This window comes from Bacteroides ilei (genome assembly GCF_900128495.1).
Lineage (GTDB): Bacteria > Bacteroidota > Bacteroidia > Bacteroidales > Bacteroidaceae > Phocaeicola > Phocaeicola ilei.
Genome location: NZ_LT635801.1, coordinates 605,802 through 622,705, shown reverse-complemented (window position 1 = coordinate 622,705; position 16,904 = coordinate 605,802). Strand labels below are relative to the sequence as shown.

The 16,904-nt window shown below is 37.5% G+C and carries 19 protein-coding genes; 6 read left to right on the top strand and 13 right to left on the bottom strand.

Features of this window, described 5'->3' with window-relative positions; translation table 11 throughout:
- Nucleotides 1–6: 6 nt before the first annotated feature.
- Entirely contained in the window at nt 7–729 is a 723-nt protein-coding gene (istB, locus tag BQ7489_RS02635; protein WP_071150800.1) for an IS21-like element helper ATPase IstB, read from the top strand.
- A 43-nt stretch (nt 730–772) separates the two neighbouring features.
- Here istB and BQ7489_RS02630 read toward each other — a convergent pair whose 3' ends face one another.
- Entirely contained in the window at nt 773–1,117 is a 345-nt protein-coding gene (locus BQ7489_RS02630; RefSeq protein ID WP_071150255.1) for a hypothetical protein, read from the bottom strand.
- A 275-nt stretch (nt 1,118–1,392) separates the two neighbouring features.
- Between BQ7489_RS02630 and tssD the strand changes: the two genes are divergently transcribed.
- The gene (gene tssD / locus BQ7489_RS02625; protein WP_071150256.1) at nt 1,393–1,782 is read left to right on the top strand and encodes a type VI secretion system tube protein TssD; all 390 of its coding nucleotides are present in this window, start codon (nt 1,393–1,395) and stop codon (nt 1,780–1,782) included.
- 132 nt (nt 1,783–1,914) lie between these two features.
- Here the strand turns inward: tssD and BQ7489_RS02620 are convergent, their stop codons facing one another.
- The 6 genes from BQ7489_RS02620 to BQ7489_RS02590 form a co-directional block, all read right to left on the bottom strand.
- Complete coding sequence (locus BQ7489_RS02620; protein WP_071150257.1) at nt 1,915–3,408, bottom strand: OmpA family protein; 1,494 nt, start codon at nt 3,406–3,408, stop codon at nt 1,915–1,917.
- Nucleotides 3,409–3,459: 51 nt separating this feature from the next.
- Complete coding sequence (gene mobV, locus BQ7489_RS02615) at nt 3,460–4,914, bottom strand: MobV family relaxase (protein WP_071150258.1); 1,455 nt, start codon at nt 4,912–4,914, stop codon at nt 3,460–3,462.
- Nucleotides 4,915–5,136: 222 nt separating this feature from the next.
- On the bottom strand, nt 5,137–5,970 hold the full coding sequence (locus tag BQ7489_RS02610) for a MarR family transcriptional regulator (RefSeq protein WP_071150259.1): 834 nt from the start codon (nt 5,968–5,970) through the stop codon (nt 5,137–5,139).
- Between the two features lie 577 nt (nt 5,971–6,547).
- Nucleotides 6,548–6,943 carry a hypothetical protein gene (locus BQ7489_RS02600; protein ID WP_071150261.1) on the bottom strand — a complete coding sequence of 132 codons (396 nt, stop codon included), beginning with the start codon at nt 6,941–6,943 and terminating at the stop codon, nt 6,548–6,550.
- An 11-nt stretch (nt 6,944–6,954) separates the two neighbouring features.
- On the bottom strand, nt 6,955–7,401 hold the full coding sequence (locus BQ7489_RS02595; protein WP_071150262.1) for a hypothetical protein: 447 nt from the start codon (nt 7,399–7,401) through the stop codon (nt 6,955–6,957).
- A gap of 25 nt (nt 7,402–7,426) precedes the next feature.
- Entirely contained in the window at nt 7,427–8,473 is a 1,047-nt protein-coding gene (locus BQ7489_RS02590; RefSeq protein ID WP_071150263.1) for a hypothetical protein, read from the bottom strand.
- 235 nt (nt 8,474–8,708) lie between these two features.
- Here BQ7489_RS02590 and BQ7489_RS02585 point away from each other — a divergent pair, with 235 nt between their 5' ends.
- Nucleotides 8,709–9,341 (top strand): recombinase family protein, encoded by a 633-nt coding sequence (locus tag BQ7489_RS02585; protein WP_071150264.1) that lies wholly within the window; start codon nt 8,709–8,711, stop codon nt 9,339–9,341.
- A 114-nt stretch (nt 9,342–9,455) separates the two neighbouring features.
- Here the strand turns inward: BQ7489_RS02585 and BQ7489_RS02580 are convergent, their stop codons facing one another.
- Nucleotides 9,456–9,944, bottom strand: coding sequence for an SLOG family protein (locus tag BQ7489_RS02580; RefSeq protein WP_071150265.1), 489 nt, complete (start codon nt 9,942–9,944; stop codon nt 9,456–9,458).
- A gap of 2 nt (nt 9,945–9,946) precedes the next feature.
- Nucleotides 9,947–10,519 carry a phosphoribosyltransferase gene (locus BQ7489_RS02575; RefSeq protein WP_071150266.1) on the bottom strand — a complete coding sequence of 191 codons (573 nt, stop codon included), beginning with the start codon at nt 10,517–10,519 and terminating at the stop codon, nt 9,947–9,949.
- Between the two features lie 332 nt (nt 10,520–10,851).
- Here BQ7489_RS02575 and BQ7489_RS02570 point away from each other — a divergent pair, with 332 nt between their 5' ends.
- A complete protein-coding gene (locus tag BQ7489_RS02570) occupies nt 10,852–11,196 on the top strand; it encodes a hypothetical protein (protein ID WP_071150267.1) in 345 nt (114 codons plus the stop codon).
- 240 nt (nt 11,197–11,436) lie between these two features.
- Here BQ7489_RS02570 and BQ7489_RS02565 read toward each other — a convergent pair whose 3' ends face one another.
- The 3 genes from BQ7489_RS02565 to BQ7489_RS02555 all read right to left on the bottom strand — a co-directional run bounded on the left by BQ7489_RS02565 (nt 11,437) and on the right by BQ7489_RS02555 (nt 13,852).
- Nucleotides 11,437–11,850 (bottom strand): DUF4313 domain-containing protein, encoded by a 414-nt coding sequence (locus BQ7489_RS02565; RefSeq protein ID WP_162617767.1) that lies wholly within the window; start codon nt 11,848–11,850, stop codon nt 11,437–11,439.
- A gap of 476 nt (nt 11,851–12,326) precedes the next feature.
- Entirely contained in the window at nt 12,327–13,439 is a 1,113-nt protein-coding gene (locus BQ7489_RS02560; RefSeq protein WP_083381018.1) for a M12 family metallopeptidase, read from the bottom strand.
- A gap of 41 nt (nt 13,440–13,480) precedes the next feature.
- Nucleotides 13,481–13,852 carry a DUF4377 domain-containing protein gene (locus BQ7489_RS02555; protein ID WP_071150270.1) on the bottom strand — a complete coding sequence of 124 codons (372 nt, stop codon included), beginning with the start codon at nt 13,850–13,852 and terminating at the stop codon, nt 13,481–13,483.
- A gap of 141 nt (nt 13,853–13,993) precedes the next feature.
- Here BQ7489_RS02555 and BQ7489_RS02550 point away from each other — a divergent pair, with 141 nt between their 5' ends.
- Complete coding sequence (locus BQ7489_RS02550) at nt 13,994–15,232, top strand: aminotransferase class I/II-fold pyridoxal phosphate-dependent enzyme (RefSeq protein ID WP_071150271.1); 1,239 nt, start codon at nt 13,994–13,996, stop codon at nt 15,230–15,232.
- A gap of 1 nt (nt 15,233) precedes the next feature.
- Nucleotides 15,234–15,953 carry a TetR/AcrR family transcriptional regulator gene (locus tag BQ7489_RS02545; protein ID WP_071150272.1) on the top strand — a complete coding sequence of 240 codons (720 nt, stop codon included), beginning with the start codon at nt 15,234–15,236 and terminating at the stop codon, nt 15,951–15,953.
- A gap of 349 nt (nt 15,954–16,302) precedes the next feature.
- On the opposite strand, the gene BQ7489_RS02540 is transcribed toward BQ7489_RS02545, so the two are convergent.
- Nucleotides 16,303–16,716 (bottom strand): DUF4313 domain-containing protein, encoded by a 414-nt coding sequence (locus BQ7489_RS02540; RefSeq protein WP_162617766.1) that lies wholly within the window; start codon nt 16,714–16,716, stop codon nt 16,303–16,305.
- Nucleotides 16,717–16,904 lie beyond the last annotated feature (188 nt).

Genomic DNA, 16,904 nt, shown 5'->3' with positions numbered 1-16,904 from the left:
ATGATTATGAGCAACGAAACAGAAAGAACACTGCACGAGCTGAAGCTTCCGGGAATGGCAAGCTGCTGGAGCTCCCTGGAAGAAACACATCAGTTGGACAAGCTTACCCTGCGTGAAGGCATGCAGATCATGCTCCAGCACGAGCGTGACACGAGAGGAAACAACCGCATACAGCGTCTTATAAAGAATGCCGGCTTCCGTCTGAGAGCCTCGATGGAAGAACTGGAAACAGACACGGCAAGGGGAATACAGGCCTGCTCTGCAGCCGACCTTGCGACCGGAAATTACATCACGGGCGGAATGACGGTCATCATTACCGGACCGGCAGGAACAGGAAAGTCCTACTTCGCCTGTGCCTTGGGTGACAGGGCATGCAGGAACGGCCGGAAGGTACTGTACTTCACGATGAACATGCTCATCGAGAACCTGAAGCTTGTACACCTGGAAGGACGGGAGACAAACTTCTTCCGTAAGCTGAATGCACATGACCTTCTGATCATAGATGATTTTGGGATGGTCAAGCTGGACGGACAAGTACAGCATGACTTTGAACAGATCATAGATGACCGGTACAACCGGAAAGCACTCATTCTGGCCAGTCAGCTTCCCGTTGCAGACTGGTATGATGTGTTCCAAAGCGAGCTCATTGCAGAAGCCTGTCTGGACAGAATCGTGCATAAGGCAATAAAATTTGACCTCAAAGGAGAGAGCCTAAGAAAGAAGTATTAACTTTGCCAACGATACTGAATACTAACTGGGGACTGAACGGATATCACCGGAAATGCTGAACGGGTATCCACCGGAATATGCAAATATAAATCATATTGTAAGTCTCACATATAGAAGCAACAAGTGCCTGCTTATTTCTCGATTTCTCTCCATGCCAGTAAGGAAAAATTATATCATTTTTATGTAATGTAGCTTTTTCTAAAAATAGTGCAGGATTATTATATAAAACAACATTGTTGAATATTTTCTTCATGCTATCAATTAAACTGTCAACATTGCTTTTTTGGGCTCTATCTGGTTCTCTGCTGTAAATTCCAACAGATTCTTTGGAATAGCATATATTATCAGCAATTATAACAATTGTATCAAAGTCTTTTCTAGTAATCATAATTTTAAGTTATCAGTTGTTCGTATATAGCAAAGATACAAAATCAGTGTAATTCTACGATATCTTTATCTTTATTTCTTTTTATCTACCACAAGAATAGCTATTTTCATGACTTTTCAAACTAAAAACATACCTTTTTCCCAAAACTGTTTGGAAGAAATACATTTTCATTCTATATTTGTTTTTTGAGACATCCTTTTTATTTTTCGAAAGCGGGGCTCTGCTTTAATCAGAATGTTATTAATCCTGATTCATAACCATTAAACAACAATAGTATGGGAGCATTGAGAGCAACCGTAAGTATGCGTGGAAGAGAAATAGATATTCTTTTTTCTCACATTGAATTCAGTCGCAAGACAGATAATAAAGGCAGACCTGTAACATCTGTTATAGGAGGAAGACTAACATTCAGCATAGAGGCCACAAAGGATACAGAAATTCTTGAATCAATGGTGAACAGCCAATTCAAACCCGTCAGTGGGAAAATCACTTTATACAGAACTGATGACAATTCCGTCTTTAGAACTATTGAGTTCAGATGTGCCTATATAGTTTTTTACAAGGAAGTATTTAACGTGGACAAAAAGCGACCACTCTTTACAACAATAACACTCTCAGCCGACAGCCTGATCGTTGGAAATGCTTTTTTGACCAACAGCTGGTAATTGTCTGCTCATAACATAATTTTCTTATTATACAAAACGAATGAAAGCAGGGTCAAAAACAAAATCCGGCCCTGCTTTCTGATCAACCACAAAACTTAACAATCAGACAATCCTTCTCTATACTTATTTTTCCTACATTCCAGAAGCCCTCACTATATCCGGAACAAGCAGTTCAACTTTAGTGTTTCTGTTAGCCTCTGTAGGCAAATAATCTGATATGCCACCTTTACTATCCACAATTATTTTTTCAGCTTTTACACCCCGGCATTGCAGTTGCTCCGAGATATAATTGGCCCTTGTCAGACTCAACGAGTCATTGATAGCAAAGCTCCCTGTTTCCTTATCAGCCGCACCAGTAACCTTTACACACAAATCGTATTTAACGGCAACTCGGGCTAACGCATCAAGATTAATGGATTGTGACCTATCGGTAAGCTGTACCGAATTTAAATTGAAAAAGAAATATACAGGTGAACCAATGATTCCATTAGAAAAACAACCGGCATATTTTTTCATATATGCAGAATCTACTTCCGAAAAATATTTTGGTTCCAATTCTTCAGCAGTACATACCCCCTGAGTATTATTGTCATTTGAACACAGGCTATCTCTCGGAAACGTTACAGGAATCTGACTTGAACTTTCGTCAACCGATTTGCCATTCCATTTCTTATTCTTCAATCTTGCCAAAAGCGAGTTCAAACCACTATAATTATTTACAGGGTAAGTGTGTCCGGCATGTTCACAACTATCGGCAAAAAGATGGGAATACTTATCGAGTAATCCTTCTATCTCCATAATTTTTTTCAGTTCAATCAAAGTCCGTTTGTTCTTCTCATTCTTACCGGCATAGTAACGGTTTTCCGCTGAAAGAGAATTGGCATATCCAACCAATTGTTCATTCATTCGCATATAAGGTCCGGCATCAACAACACGTTTCCATCCTGTTTTTCCAATAGAGAATGACAATCCCGTTGTAAGCAGAAGCATATTGTCTCCTGGACGATTCGGACGGCCTAAACCATCGAAATTCTGAAAGGTAGTCATGCCAGAAAGTTCCATAAGCAGACTTACTCTTTTGGAGAGTTTATATTGTCCCTGGATGCCATAAGACAGAGCAAAAGGATTATTACCATTGGTAGCGTGATGTATCATTCCGACACCTGCAAAAGGAGCGACAGTCCATCGTACCTGTTCCTGTCTGGCATACCTGCGCCCAAATATATTCCACATCAGATCCGCATGGACATAATGATACTTCTGATCGGACAACAAACCATCTTTAAATGCCATCCCATTATAATTGATACGGCCGCCTACAGCCGGAGTAAACCATTTGCCTACAGCAAAACTGTAGGCCGGCTTCATACGGCCAAACAAATCATCACACCCCAACGGTGTTCCAAGAAATGCATTCAATCCACCTGCAACCGTGACAAACCAGTTGCCGCTTCTACCTGCCGGAACAAGCACACCATCAAGCCAGGTTGGCTCCAGAGGTTGTAAAATCTCCTGGCTATACTCACGCGATTTACATTGTACAGTATCTGTATAATGGTATTGCTCACTTGCATACGTTTGTATCGTACATAACGTAACAAAACAAATAGTAATCAGTTTTATCATATTCGAATTAATTATGAGTTAAAAAATTACCTAACGACAATTCTTTGCCAATTAACGCTTAGGTTTCTTGCCACTGGCAGGACGCATCATACGTGATGCCATCCTCATGCAACGCCGTGCCCAGGCACGGTTGTCCTCGTCTTCATCACGTCCCCATTTGAGATCGCTTCCACCACCTCCACCACCATGTGTTTCGGCAAAAGTAGTGGCATCATCCACCATTCCGAGAAACAGCATTGTAGCACATTGCATGACTTCAGTACCGCGTTCTGCTACAGATCGGACAAGTGAATCGTCAAAAATCTGCCGTTCTGAAAGAGGCAACCTTGCCGATAAGCCACGATGTTCGTTAACCATTTCTTCCAGCATTGCGTCTTTAAGCAAACTGTCCACTTTAGAATGTACATCACGAGAATACCGATAAGCTTCTTCTTTCAGCTCTTCTGTCCGCTCTTTAATGGCATTCATATTCTCCCTTAAATCAGAGAGCTGTCTATCAGCGACATCAAGCTTTTCCTGCTTGTCTGCCAGTTTCAATTGAATAGCAGCCAATTCTTTTTCAAGCCGTTCTTTCTGTTCCGAAATGGCAGAAGCATCGCCCTTTTGTTCCTTCAATTCATTTTCCAATGATGACAGCTGAGCCTGCTTTTTCTCCATATCATGCTTTAGATTCTCTACCATGGAGGTAAGGCCCTTCACTCTTCGTTCTGCCAATCTTATATCAGACTGGAGTGAAGCTAAGACAGCCTTATGGCGTTCAATCTGTTCTTCTTTAGTTGTACACTCTTCGGAAAGCATACGTCGGTATTCTTCCGTGGATCTGTGCTTAGCACCTGTCTCCGAAATACTTGTACCTCGTGACATTCCCCATTTTCTGTTCACCTCCGCAAAATCACTGTGAAGCTGCTTCATTCGTTCGCTATATTCAAACTTATCCTTTCCCGCAAAAATTTCTTTGTATGCAAACCGCCCATTTTTGATTGGCAAAAGCGTACAATGGACGTGCGGGTTCAGCTCATCGAGATGTACAACAAAAGCTGCAATGTTCTCCTCTCCATATTTATCAGAAACAAATGAATAAACGTCTTTTGCCCATTGTTCAATTTCCGGCTTTCTTACAATATGGGAGTTATCACTATCTTTGGAAAAATCCACATTCTGATTGCCGAAAGCAAGTTCCTGCATACGCTCTCTTGAACCACCAAAAATAATGTTGACCACTGTACGGTATTTAGGTTCCGCCAGTCCTTCATTAGGGTCCTTTATTCCACGGCTACGCAACAATACCGCCATCCGGTCCGGGATGCTGCGGCTGGTATCTACCTGCTGCACCTTTCCACCGCGAACAATCTCAAAATTGAGGCGTTCACGTGTAGGATCATAGTTTCCCTTGCTCATGGCATATTCTGTGGCTTTTGCGCTACGGCAACGCAGATGCTCATTGCTTTGCGCCCTGGTAATGCCTTTTGATACATGTACATCAAGTACCTGTTTTGCTTTAACCATACTACAATTCTATTAATTCAGGATAATCCATGTGTCCCAGCTTGCTGCTTGTCTGGACACCTCTCCCGGTGACGTAAGTCACCAGGGGTATTAGGCTCCCCCTTCCCTCTGTTTCGTGGCAGACGGGCAAGCCCGGATGCCATTTACAAAAGGTAGTACGCCATACTGCCGAAACAATAAGAAATATCCGTAGTTATACAATCATTTGAAATCGGTTAGAACTCAGATAACCTCCTGCGATTTTGCAAGCAATGAAAGAAAAGGGGAACGAAGGGATTTGAGTTCTTTTTTTATTGGAGAATCTGTATCAGCTCCATTTTCTGTTCCGGTTACTACAAGTTCTGCAAGAGTCTTGCATAACTCAAGAAAATTATCCCATTGACCACAACAATCATTCTGGAAAAACTCCTGTAACGGCTTCCTTTCATCAAACCTTGATTTTCTCAAGACCTTTTGTAATGCGGCAAAGGCAATACAACTCATTGTTATTTCCCTAATTTCGTTTTGCTGTTCACAATAAGAAGCCGACTCATCTAAAACGGTACCAGATACCAAGAAGTCTTCTTTGTTGAACAATACACCTGTTTTCTGTTGTATTATCTCAGTACATGATTTACCTGTCATGACTGAATCTGTTTTGCCAACAATCCAATTGGACAATGCTTCCATCAAGCGTATGGTAAAAGCTGATTCTTCGTGTACATTATCAGCCTTCTCTTCCTGTTCATGCAATGCCATTGTGATTACTACACTTTTTGCCAACTTAACCCTTTTCAATTGCCCCATTTCCTCAAGGGTGTCCAAAAACGAACGTACAGTAGCACGATGCCAACGCCATTCCGTTGCAAGGTCAGATATGGTCACATGACACTGATGCGGCTCAAGTGCATAATCCACTCTTCTTAAAAAAGGGGAAATAAAACCATTTTGTGACTTGTCCAATAAATCACAATATGCTTCCGTTCGTGTTTTCCTTTCACCTACTTTTTCTTTAAGGAAGTCAAAGACCTCCACGTCCGCTACTATTGAAGCGGATAATTTTTGCTTATTTTTCATTCTGTCATGTTTTAATTGATTGATTTTTCATGCGGATGAACCCCAATGCCACTATCCGCAAAATCGTGGCTTTATGCGTGATGATAATTGTAATAGCTTTTGATCAGCTCATCAGGATGTTTCAATAAATTTTGGACATTATCCGTATCCTGACATTCGGATATAACCTTTGATGATGGGTAAAAAAGAGATGCCGTAAGAAATAGGACAATACTAATCGACAGTGTGTACAACTGTGGTATGGCAACAGCAACCAATGCCATTATAGACAAAATGACAACTGTCCTTATGCGGTCATGTACATCTTTCATCCATCGGTCAGACCATTTGAAGGAAAACATCATTATACAAAATATTGTCGATAACATAATGCCCAACCTGTCCTTCAGCAAAAATGTACTGTCGTAATGAAATAGTAGCAGCAAAAGAAGCCAGAATCGAACATAGAACTTTCGTGCCTTGACATTCATAGCCATTATCAAATAGAAATGTGTCATTATACGTCCTTTGTTCCTGTACAAAGCAACAGGTACAACGACCGGTATTAAAAGGAAAATGAAATGTAAGATAATCCAAGTCATAGTTTGTATATTTCTGGAATTGTAAAAATGGAATATTTATCTAGTTCTAATCGTACAAGGCCATATGTGGCCATTTGGATGATAACCTCGGTATCTTTGGCAGTCAGACTATCGGGATGCCTTTTAATGCGCTGTTTGAACAGAGGATCTTTTTTACGATAAGCTGCCAATGCCTTATCCAAATCATTCTCGGGAATTATCCAAGTCGTTCCTTTTTTATATGCACCATTGGAACGGTATGCTTTCAGCATCAGGTTCCGTGAAACCCAGTATCCTGTTCGTCCATATCCTTTGATGAGCTGCTCCTTGTAAAGATTGTCATTGACCACTTCTATCCAAGTTTGGTTGGCATCAATCCAATAAACAAGCCGCTTGTATAAAGTATGTCGCATTCTGTGTAGACTTACATAAAATCTAGCAATATGTCTTCCTTCTCCTTCTTGTATTTGAAAGTTCCTCCTTTGGAATGCACATCAAGATCAAGACACAAATCACCATACATCTGTTCTAATGAATCATACACAGTAGCTGTGATGAAAGTTACCATTCCCTTATCATCTGTCCGTGCATTCATCTTAAACATCTGGCCAAATGAAGGATTGGAATAAGCACAAGTGCAATGACCAAACTTTTCAGACAGCATAGGAATATGATGATAAAGGGTTATCAACTCCATATCATCCTCAAACATATCCATTACTTCTTCCAATTCATACGGATCTCTTAGAGGGAATGTCAGTAATACATAATCGCCATAAAACTTTGGCTCCTCCATTGTTGTCACATCAAGCAGTTGTGGCAGTTGGAGTGGAACAAACGATAAAAAATCATCCAAAAAATGTCTCAGCATAATACCTAATATATCAAAATAGAATTTATAATGAACTTATGAATATATCAATAAGCATACCCGGCAGATCATTCAATCTTTTATCCTCAGTTTCCAGAGTTGCTGCCAGTATCTCAAAAGCTCTGGGAATGCAGGCTGCCATATCATACAGCTCTTCTTTTTCTCTATGTGAAAGCACTGCTGTATTTAAATAATCCAAGGAAGCATAAGGCTGTAGAATCATGTAGATATAGGCCCAAGCCTGTTGCTTGTTCTTCACTTTTCCTTGGTGTATGTCTTCCAGACACATCCGGACATTCTGAATTAACCTACGATTGGTTCGCATTGCTATATATACCATAGCATCAGTGTAGGTTATGTCATGGCAACCGTATTTAGAAAAAACGAAAGAATAACATTTATCCGTATTTCTGGCGATATCAGTTATGTCCATATCATTCAACTCACTCATATATGGGAGAAATGATCTGAATACTATATCTTCTTTTTCAATGAAGTTCTTAAGTTCATCTATGTTATGAATACCCTTATTCAGCGTCTCTTTCAAAAGGGAACGATAAATAGTCAAGATACCATTTCGGCCCTCTTTATGAGTTGCATGCTTATCCAAAGAACTAAAAAATGGTCTTATCTTGTCAACTGAAGATTGAAGTTCTTTAATAGAATCGTATGGCGATAAACGCTCTTTAATTATAAGCACCTCTTTATAGGTGCGAGGGACTTCCATAACTAATCGAGAAAACTCCATGCGAATGGAATCATATAAAAGAGCACAGTCTATCTGTGCTGTAGAATGAGCCTTTATTGTATCTTGACTGATAAGTACCGATACGGTATCTTTAAGTTTCTGCCAATCGTTAACATACAATATAAGGTCGCTCACTGATATATTTTCAATTTTACGCACTTTGTTCAAGTAAGTCTTGTATTTTGTGACAGGATCATTTACACTATCAACAATGTTTTTTCCATTTTTTCCGCTGCAAGAAATAAACAGCAAGATGGAAAATAAAATGGGCGCAAATCTGTTTATCAAGCCCATGATTTCAAAGTATGATTTTTTAATTTTCATATTCTTAATTCATATTTTACTATGCAAATCTATATATTATTTTCAGGAAACAATGCATCAAAAAACAGATTTTGATTTAATTGTACTATCATATTCAATAGTTTGATTTACAATGATAAAAAGAGAAAGAATAAATGATTAGAATCGACGATTTTCAAAATTTCATTAAAGTATGATTTAATACAGAATAAAACTTCTATATTTGCAATTGTTATCAATAACATCAACTAAATATATGGCAAAAGTAGGTTACATTTTTATGGCAAACCAGTATGATATGCTTGAGGCAGACAAGGAATGGATGCTACAATATGGATGTGTACAAGTATTTGAGGAATCTACCGATCATGAGATTTTGCGTCCTCTATGGAAACAACTGATGGCCAGTATTGAGAGAGGAGATGAAATAGTTGTATCGAAGTTCAGTAATGCAGTACGTGGTACACGTGAATTGGCAACGTTCCTTGAACTATGTCGTATAAAAGATGCACGCATTATTTCCATACATGACGGGATAGATACCAAAGATGAATTATTCCCGGATACAAAAGTATCAGATGTTATTAAAATGTTTGGTTCTCTTCCTGAAGAAATTGCTGCCTTACGCAAGTCATCTTCGCATATAATGCATTTGCAACAATACATTAAGCAACCCTCTAAAACCGGAGGATCCATATCTAAAACAGAGCGTGAAAGAATGATAGTTGACATGTACAACAACGGACATTCCATTGATGATATTTTTGAAATGAGCGGATTCAGTAGCAGAAGTTCCGTTTTTCGCATTCTCAATAAATATGGTGTAAAGTTAAACCGGGGAAAATTCAGTGGGCCACGCAATAAAAACAAGAAAAATAAACCGGAATAAATGTTAGCGTTGACATTTAAAAGAGGGAATAGTCTTCAGCCACTAAGTCCTTCAAAGAATTATTAACATTAAAGGACTTAGTGGCCTCGAAAAGTACTCTTATGAGAACGACCCTTAATGATAAAGGTTTATCACCCATAAACTTTTCGCCTGGGCTTTTCTGACCGTATAGAAAGTTCCTCCCTTTGGCTTTCCGTCATAATAGGCAACTATCCCACATGAATGATTTACCAAATAATCATTTCGACGAAAAAAACAGCCTCCAAAATAATTTTCACTCAATATGACAACGTCATCAGCTTTTGATATTACACGTTTATATTTTGCTTGCTCAATCAAATTCCATTTTTCAGACTGCCCCCTATATGGGAGTACACAAATTAATCGAATGGCTGGCAACTCACCTTTCAAAGACAATACAACTTCGGCTGCCAAAAGGTCAAATCCCCAAGCTGCACCACAATAAAAGTCCAACATTCCTTCGTGATACAAATTCCTCACGCAAAAAGATAACCTTTGCCTTAACTCTCTGCGTTTAGAACACAAAATATCTCTGTGTCCTGTAAAAGCGACACCTTTATTACAAATTTTTGTTTTTTCCATATTTATTGGTATTTATAGTATGTACGACTCAAGAAGAGCCCTCCCAAAACATTTGCTCCCAAAAATTCCAAACGTTCGGCCAGCTCTGCATAACTCATTCCGGTAGTGACAACATCATCGTAAATCAGAACGTCTTTTTCCTTAAAGAAATCTTCATCAAATTTCATTAACCGTTCGGAAAAATCCACATGTGTTTTTTTCTTCCGGTTTTCGTGAACCGCCGGACGGTCAGCCAGAATCCGGATATGGGAAAATCCGTTCATAACACCTGCCAGACTGCTAACCTGCTCGCAGAAGAACCTGTACCTATTTTCGTTCTGTTCGCATGTACTTGCCGGAATACATACAAAAACAATACTTTTCACCTTATCACCAAATTCGTTCAGGAGATATGATGCGGTCATCTGTGCCACTTTAAGTGTGACTTCACGATTTGCATCCTTAAATCCCCATACGAGTTTACGGTTTTCGACTGCATCTTCCCCTACATTTCTGATGCGTACAGGGAAATATTTAACGAAGTGATACATTTTCTTTGCCAACTGCCTTTTCAGATTTTCGTTGATTGCTGCCATAGTCTCATTTGTTTAACTCCCTCTGCTTGCCGGCTTTCAGCCAGCCCATCGGGATATTTTCTGCCCATAGGGTGGGACTGCTGCAACAAGACAAATGAGGGCATGAACAAATACGCTCTGCATGTCAGAGGAAGATTTTTCATGAACAGGCAATCTGCCAGTGTCCCGGTTTGACGGTTGACAAAGGCAGCCCCACAATTTTGCAGGGAATATCCGAAAGAGCTGGCCAAACACAGGCAACCATGACGAATGGCAAGAAAAACAGGATACAGGCTTTGTACACCTTTGGAAAAAGCCTTAACTTTGCATGACTTTTACATCAGAAAACTATCATGGAGAATTATATAACAAAAGCTGCAGACGCCTTCCTTACAAGCCGTCCATACGGAATCAGACTTGATTTTAAACGTAAGGGATTTGTAATATTCAACTACCACATGAATTTACTGGGAAACGGTACCCCCTGTAACGTGGATTCACTACCACTGGAAATCTGCACTTTGGAAGATATACCGCAAACAGGTGAAAGAATTGTGAGAAACGGAGATATAATGGATATTTTTTTCTATGATGAAACAAGCAATCCATATACAGGATATGGCGTAGATCTGGAAAAGCTCAAAACATATAACAAATATATCTATCCATTAGCTTTAGCATTGAATAGAACCTTGTAACAACAGAACTTAACATAAACTTACAGACCACAACTTTGATAACATTCTTCTTTTCATCTAAAAGCCAAAAGTGAGGTTTTAGAAGTGGATAATAAAAACTGTAGATTCAAATATAACCGATAAAAACTATACGATACACAAACATACATTCAAAGGAATGTATAAAAGGGAAAAAATACAAAAGGAAAGTCTGCTTAAAAATTCCAGCCCCGATTATGGGGCTGAAAAACAGATGGAAAATCAAATACGGAAAAATTTATAAATTTCCGGATGCTCATCACAAAACCTCCTGTACTTATGAAAATTAATGCCACCTACGAAGTAGAATTCGGGATAAGAGGTGAAACCTGATGTTACAGAACGTTTCGTCTCTAAACCAAAGCCATTATCTACAAGCCAATCAATAATTGAAGAACCATTATTTTGGAGATCAACAAACTGGCAACAAAAGCCACGCGGATGCTTAGGAAAATTAATAGTAACAGTAGTTTCCTTTACGAATATGCCTTCCTTTAGATTCCACGAGAAAAGGGCCATGTAAATAGGGCTATCTTTACCCTCCAAATAATATGAAATAAGAGGAAATACCCACTTATCACACCATTTTAATAAAAAGAATTTGCAACCACCTACTTTAAAAACTTTTTTAACCATAATCATAAAAATTTAAGTTCAATTTTTCCCTATTATAATCCATTGTTTATCAATAGGGAGTAATTAATTCAATTTTACTGCTTAATATATGGATGCCAATATCTGCAAGGTTTATGACTGAAATACTCTTTTTCTTCAGGAAAAAGGAAGATTTCTGACATAACTGGAAGGGAACCTTGTAAAGATATGGCTGGCATCAATAAAACTTTGCAGTGAAATGAATGGCTACTCCCTATGTAAACAATGAATGTTGGAACAACAGCCATAATGAGAGTACCCCTGGAAATAAAAATGGAAAATTGAACGGGGCATAATGAATCCCGCAGACATTGATTTTATGTCAATGCCTGCGGGATTAAATAGAGGATCGTATGTGAATTATTCAGCAGACGGGTATCATCTGTTTGGCGTAATCTTGAATCTGAGAGGCTACCCTGATTTTAAATTCAGCCTCTACTAATTATACTCTTAAAACATTAAAATTCATTTGGAATACGTCCACCTGCAGGAGGATTGGGATTACCGTTGTTAAGTTGTGCTTGTAACTGTATTCTTTGTTCTTCTGTCAATCTGTTATTGTTACTATCATAAACGACATCATCTAACTCCCGATACACATCAGAACGTGCAGTATATGGTAAATAATAAGTATTTGGGAAACGTTTATCCAAATCACTCAAGCCATTTCTTTGAGCAGTAAATGTAGTACCATCTTTCTTGGTCATTGTTGGAATACTAGGATCTACAGCAAAATCATAAGATGAATACAACATTATTGATTCAAAATCAAAAGCTCCTGTACATAAATAGTTACTTGTTCGCTTTTCAAAATTATGTCTGTTATCAGAACTTACATTATTTATATTAACCGTGACATAATTATCCCTGTCATAACGGCATTGTTCATGTAATAATCCTATAGCATGGCCTATTTCATGTATTACACTTCCTACTGTACATCCATAAGGTACTAATGTCAAATCTTGTCTTCCATCAATACGCCCTACATAAGAAGCATTAGCATCTCCGTCGCAAAAATTAACATAAGGATAGGCAAAACCATAATCAGGATCAACTGTTGGTTGGTCTGTTGCATTATAAAATCTCACATTCGTATGAGCTTCCCAATACTCAAGTGCTTCCCTAATAAGAGACTTCGTATAAGGATTTAATGTCGTACCCGTACCACTTTTAGCATAAGTAAATCTTACCATAGCCCATAAATTATATGGAGTAGGATATATAGCTGTAGAACGTGAATTGACATCTTTAGGAACAGAAGCATATCCTGTCATAGGACTGGATAATAATGTACCTCTGTCACGTCCGATTTCTTGATCCTCTTGGAAAATATCTCCAGTCTTATCAAGTTGTTTTAATTGTGCATCTGACAGCATGACATCTCCCATCCAAAAATATTTCCCGTCTTTCAATTCAACGGTAGAACCCGACTTAAGAGTTATGATCTCACTTTCAGTAGATGTATTTTTCGCCAAATCTACTGTACTTTTACACAACTCATCATTTTCACATGAAGCCAACAGCAATAAAGCTGCCACTCCCATGAAATTTAAGCAATTCTTTCTCATAAAGCAGTTTTTCAAAGTTAAGGTTAAAAACAATAAAACAATTACTCTTTCGATATAATTTCTATAAGCTTATATATTACATCCATACCATCTGCCGGAGGATTACCCAAATGCGTTTTTTCAACCCTCAAATAATACTCAAATCCCTCTTCATATACAAATCCTTTAATACCATTAATAGATATTATAGTCCACTCATCATTTGGATGTTCCTTTATCTTTATACCTTCCAACGGTGCAAGTCCATTAGGATATTCTTGAGGATAATACTCCCCTTTTTCAGAAGCAACATATAAATTTACGACTTCACTCCAATCCTCATCATCTTCATTATCTAAGCAACTTGAACATAGTGCAGCAAAGAAACAAAGAATTATCAGATTCATCCATTTCAAATTAAATTTCATTCCCATATCTTTCTTATTTAATTACCCAATGCAAATATACAATTTATATTGTATATCCAATAAAATTTATAGGTATTTTTTTACTTTATGTTCAGAAACATAACTCTTTTCGTATATTTGTAATATACAATCTAAACTATACATTATATGAAAAAAACTTATTACTCATTAAAAGACTTTGAGCTATCTTTTGGGAAAAATGCTATTGAAAGAGCAGATGACTTTCAACAGTACATTGAACAACTAAATGCCTTTGGATGTAAAAGTTATTGGATAACTTCAAATTCTGGCATTGGAGCGACCATGAACATAGAAGGATTCGATGGATCTGTCATTGCATTTATATCCAATGACTATTTAGGTATGTCACAAAGAGACGAAACCAAACAGGCCGGCATAGATGCTATTAAAAAATATGGAACCGGTGCTTGCGCAGCACAGGTAATTGGCGGCTATCTTGATATTCATCAACAATTAGAAAAGGAAATTGCTTCATTCATAGGACAAGAAGACGCCATATTATTTTCTTCAGGATTTGGAGCAAATTCCGGTATCTTAAGAGCCTTGTTAGGTAAAAATGATATTGCATTAATAGACCCTTATATCCACACAAGTGCAATGGCAGGATTGAAAGGCACGAATGTAAAACGGATTGGGCATAATGATTTGGAATACCTTGAGATGGTTCTCAAAGATGTAAAAGACAAGTACCAGACCAAGTTGGTTATAATCGATGGAGTGTATTCACAAGATGGAGACTTATCCAAACTTCCGGAAATCATTAAATTATGCAACAAATATGAAGTTATGCTAATGATGGATGATGCACACGGCATAGGTGTGATGGGAGCTAATGGCAGGGGTACAGCAGAACATTATAATTGTTTAGGTCAAATAGATATTATTACCGGCACATTCAGCAAATCATTTGGCTGTGTAGGAGGATTTGCAGCAGCTTCAAGGAAGGTAATACAGTATTTGAGATTTTATGCGGACAGCAATGTGTTTTCAGCAGCCCCTACGCCACAAGTTACAGCATCCATATTAAAGGCTTTAGAGATTATAAAAAAAGAGCCTCAAATAAGAGCCAAACTTTGGGAAAACACGAATTATCTCAGAAGGCGATTGATAGAAGACGGATTCGACATAGGAAAATCCGTTTCCCCTATTTTTCCTATCATGATAAGAGATAATAAAAAGGTTTATGAAATAGCTAAAATATTGCAAGAAAAAGGTATCTTTACCATTGCCATTGTATATCCTGCAGTAAGGACAAAAGAAGCAAGATTAAGAGTCAGTGTACTTGCAACACATAAATTTGAACAGTTAGACGCTTTAGTCAATGCTCTCAATGATATAAATAAAATCATAAAAATAAAACAATAAAATGAAAGTTCGAAGAAAGAGAAGAAGTACAAAGGACATAGAGGAAAGTATTATTAATGCAGCAACCTGTTTAATTGAAAATGGAGGGTTCTCTAATTTAACAGTTACAGGTATTATACGACAAGCTGAAATTGAGCCTGTACAATTCTATAATAGATATGATGATTTGAATAGTTTTATAGACGAGTATGTAAAGAAATATGACTATTGGTTTAGTGATATTGTAAAGTCACAAAAACAGTCACATAACGATAAAGAACTGTATATAAACATCCTCATAGGTTTGTTTCAATCTCTATCGGGAAATAAGGTCATGCAAGAGCTTCTGAAATGGGAACTGTTTAGCAACAATGATACCAGTCAACGTACTGCCCAGTTACGAGAGCTGCATACGTTACCATTGAATAAAAAATTCTCAGATATATTCTCCAACTCAGATATTGATATCGTTTCTATATCAGCTTTAATAGTAGGGGGAATATATTATCTTATCTTACATGACGAACTTTCTCCGTTTAGTGGAATCAATTTAAAAATAGAATCTGACAGGAAAAAAGTTATTGAAGCTATCCGTAAATTGTCAGATATATTATTTGAACCTATATCTTCTCTGACCCTAAAAGACATAGATATTATAACTAAAATGAAGAAAGACAATATTCCTATTGAAAAGATAGCGTATTATACTGGCTTCACTAAGGAAATGATTATTTCTATCTAAAAAATTCGTCCAATAGAATGACTATCTATTGGACGAACAATATTAATATCAATCTGCATTTCACAAAATGGATATTTTCCCATACCGAGAAACGTCTTTTTGTAAAAGGCTTATAACATTTCGATACTTAACAAAATAATTTTTCAAAATAAAAGAATGGTATCTACTCAAAAATGAGACTTTGCTGCTGAAAAAATAAAAAAGTACATTCCGAATAGCTAACAAGAATTTAATATTTCAATAAAAGAAAAGGGAGACACGTATAAGTGGAGAAAAGAAAATATAACAGGATGGAAAGTCTGTTTAAAAATTCCAGCCCCGATTATGGGGCTGAAAAACAGATGGAAAATCAAATACGGAAAAATTTATAAATCTCCGGATGCTCATCACAAAACCTCCTGTACTTATGAAAATTAATGCCACCTACGAAGTAGAATTCGGGATAAGAGGTGAAACCTGATGTTACAGAACGTTTCGTCTCTAAACCAAAGCCATTATCTACAAGCCAATCAATCATTGAAGAACCATTATTCTGGAGATCAACAAACTGGCAACAAAAGCCACGCGGATGCTTAGGAAAATTAATAGTAACAGTAGTTTCCTTTACGAATATGCCTTCCTTCAGGTTCCACGAGAAAAGGGCCATGTAAATAGGGCTATCTTTACCCTCCAAATAATATGAAATAAGAGGAAACACCCACTTATCACACCATTTTAATAAAAAGAATTTGCAACCACCTACTTTAAAAACTTTTTTAACCATAATCATAAAATTTTAAGTTCAACTTTTCCCTATTATAATCCATTGTTTATCAATAGGGAGTAATTAATTCAATTTTACTGCTTAATATATGGATGCCAATATCTGCAAGGTTTATGACTGAAATACTCTTTTTCTTTAGGAAAAAGGAAGATTTCTGACATAACTGGAAGGGAACCTTGTAAAGATAT

Bases quoted from the DNA above. Each gene is read 5' to 3' on its own strand.
- BQ7489_RS02575 (WP_071150266.1), bottom strand. From the start codon at position 10,519: ATGGCAGCAATCAACGAAAATCTGAAAAGGCAGTTGGCAAAGAAAATG.
- BQ7489_RS02590 (WP_071150263.1), bottom strand. From the start codon at position 8,473: ATGAAAATTAAAAAATCATACTTTGAAATCATGGGCTTGATAAACAGA.
- BQ7489_RS02610 (WP_071150259.1), bottom strand. From the start codon at position 5,970: ATGAAAAATAAGCAAAAATTATCCGCTTCAATAGTAGCGGACGTGGAG.
- BQ7489_RS02580 (WP_071150265.1), bottom strand. From the start codon at position 9,944: ATGGAAAAAACAAAAATTTGTAATAAAGGTGTCGCTTTTACAGGACAC.
- BQ7489_RS02630 (WP_071150255.1), bottom strand. From the start codon at position 1,117: ATGATTACTAGAAAAGACTTTGATACAATTGTTATAATTGCTGATAAT.
- tssD (WP_071150256.1), top strand. From the start codon at position 1,393: ATGGGAGCATTGAGAGCAACCGTAAGTATGCGTGGAAGAGAAATAGAT.
- mobV (WP_071150258.1), bottom strand. From the start codon at position 4,914: ATGGTTAAAGCAAAACAGGTACTTGATGTACATGTATCAAAAGGCATT.
- BQ7489_RS02565 (WP_162617767.1), bottom strand. From the start codon at position 11,850: ATGGTTAAAAAAGTTTTTAAAGTAGGTGGTTGCAAATTCTTTTTATTA.
- BQ7489_RS02585 (WP_071150264.1), top strand. From the start codon at position 8,709: ATGGCAAAAGTAGGTTACATTTTTATGGCAAACCAGTATGATATGCTT.
- BQ7489_RS02570 (WP_071150267.1), top strand. From the start codon at position 10,852: ATGGAGAATTATATAACAAAAGCTGCAGACGCCTTCCTTACAAGCCGT.
- BQ7489_RS02545 (WP_071150272.1), top strand. From the start codon at position 15,234: ATGAAAGTTCGAAGAAAGAGAAGAAGTACAAAGGACATAGAGGAAAGT.
- BQ7489_RS02560 (WP_083381018.1), bottom strand. From the start codon at position 13,439: ATGAGAAAGAATTGCTTAAATTTCATGGGAGTGGCAGCTTTATTGCTG.
- BQ7489_RS02595 (WP_071150262.1), bottom strand. From the start codon at position 7,401: ATGCTGAGACATTTTTTGGATGATTTTTTATCGTTTGTTCCACTCCAA.
- BQ7489_RS02555 (WP_071150270.1), bottom strand. From the start codon at position 13,852: ATGGGAATGAAATTTAATTTGAAATGGATGAATCTGATAATTCTTTGT.
- BQ7489_RS02600 (WP_071150261.1), bottom strand. From the start codon at position 6,943: ATGCGACATACTTTATACAAGCGGCTTGTTTATTGGATTGATGCCAAC.
- istB (WP_071150800.1), top strand. From the start codon at position 7: ATGAGCAACGAAACAGAAAGAACACTGCACGAGCTGAAGCTTCCGGGA.
- BQ7489_RS02540 (WP_162617766.1), bottom strand. From the start codon at position 16,716: ATGGTTAAAAAAGTTTTTAAAGTAGGTGGTTGCAAATTCTTTTTATTA.
- BQ7489_RS02550 (WP_071150271.1), top strand. From the start codon at position 13,994: ATGAAAAAAACTTATTACTCATTAAAAGACTTTGAGCTATCTTTTGGG.
- BQ7489_RS02620 (WP_071150257.1), bottom strand. From the start codon at position 3,408: ATGATAAAACTGATTACTATTTGTTTTGTTACGTTATGTACGATACAA.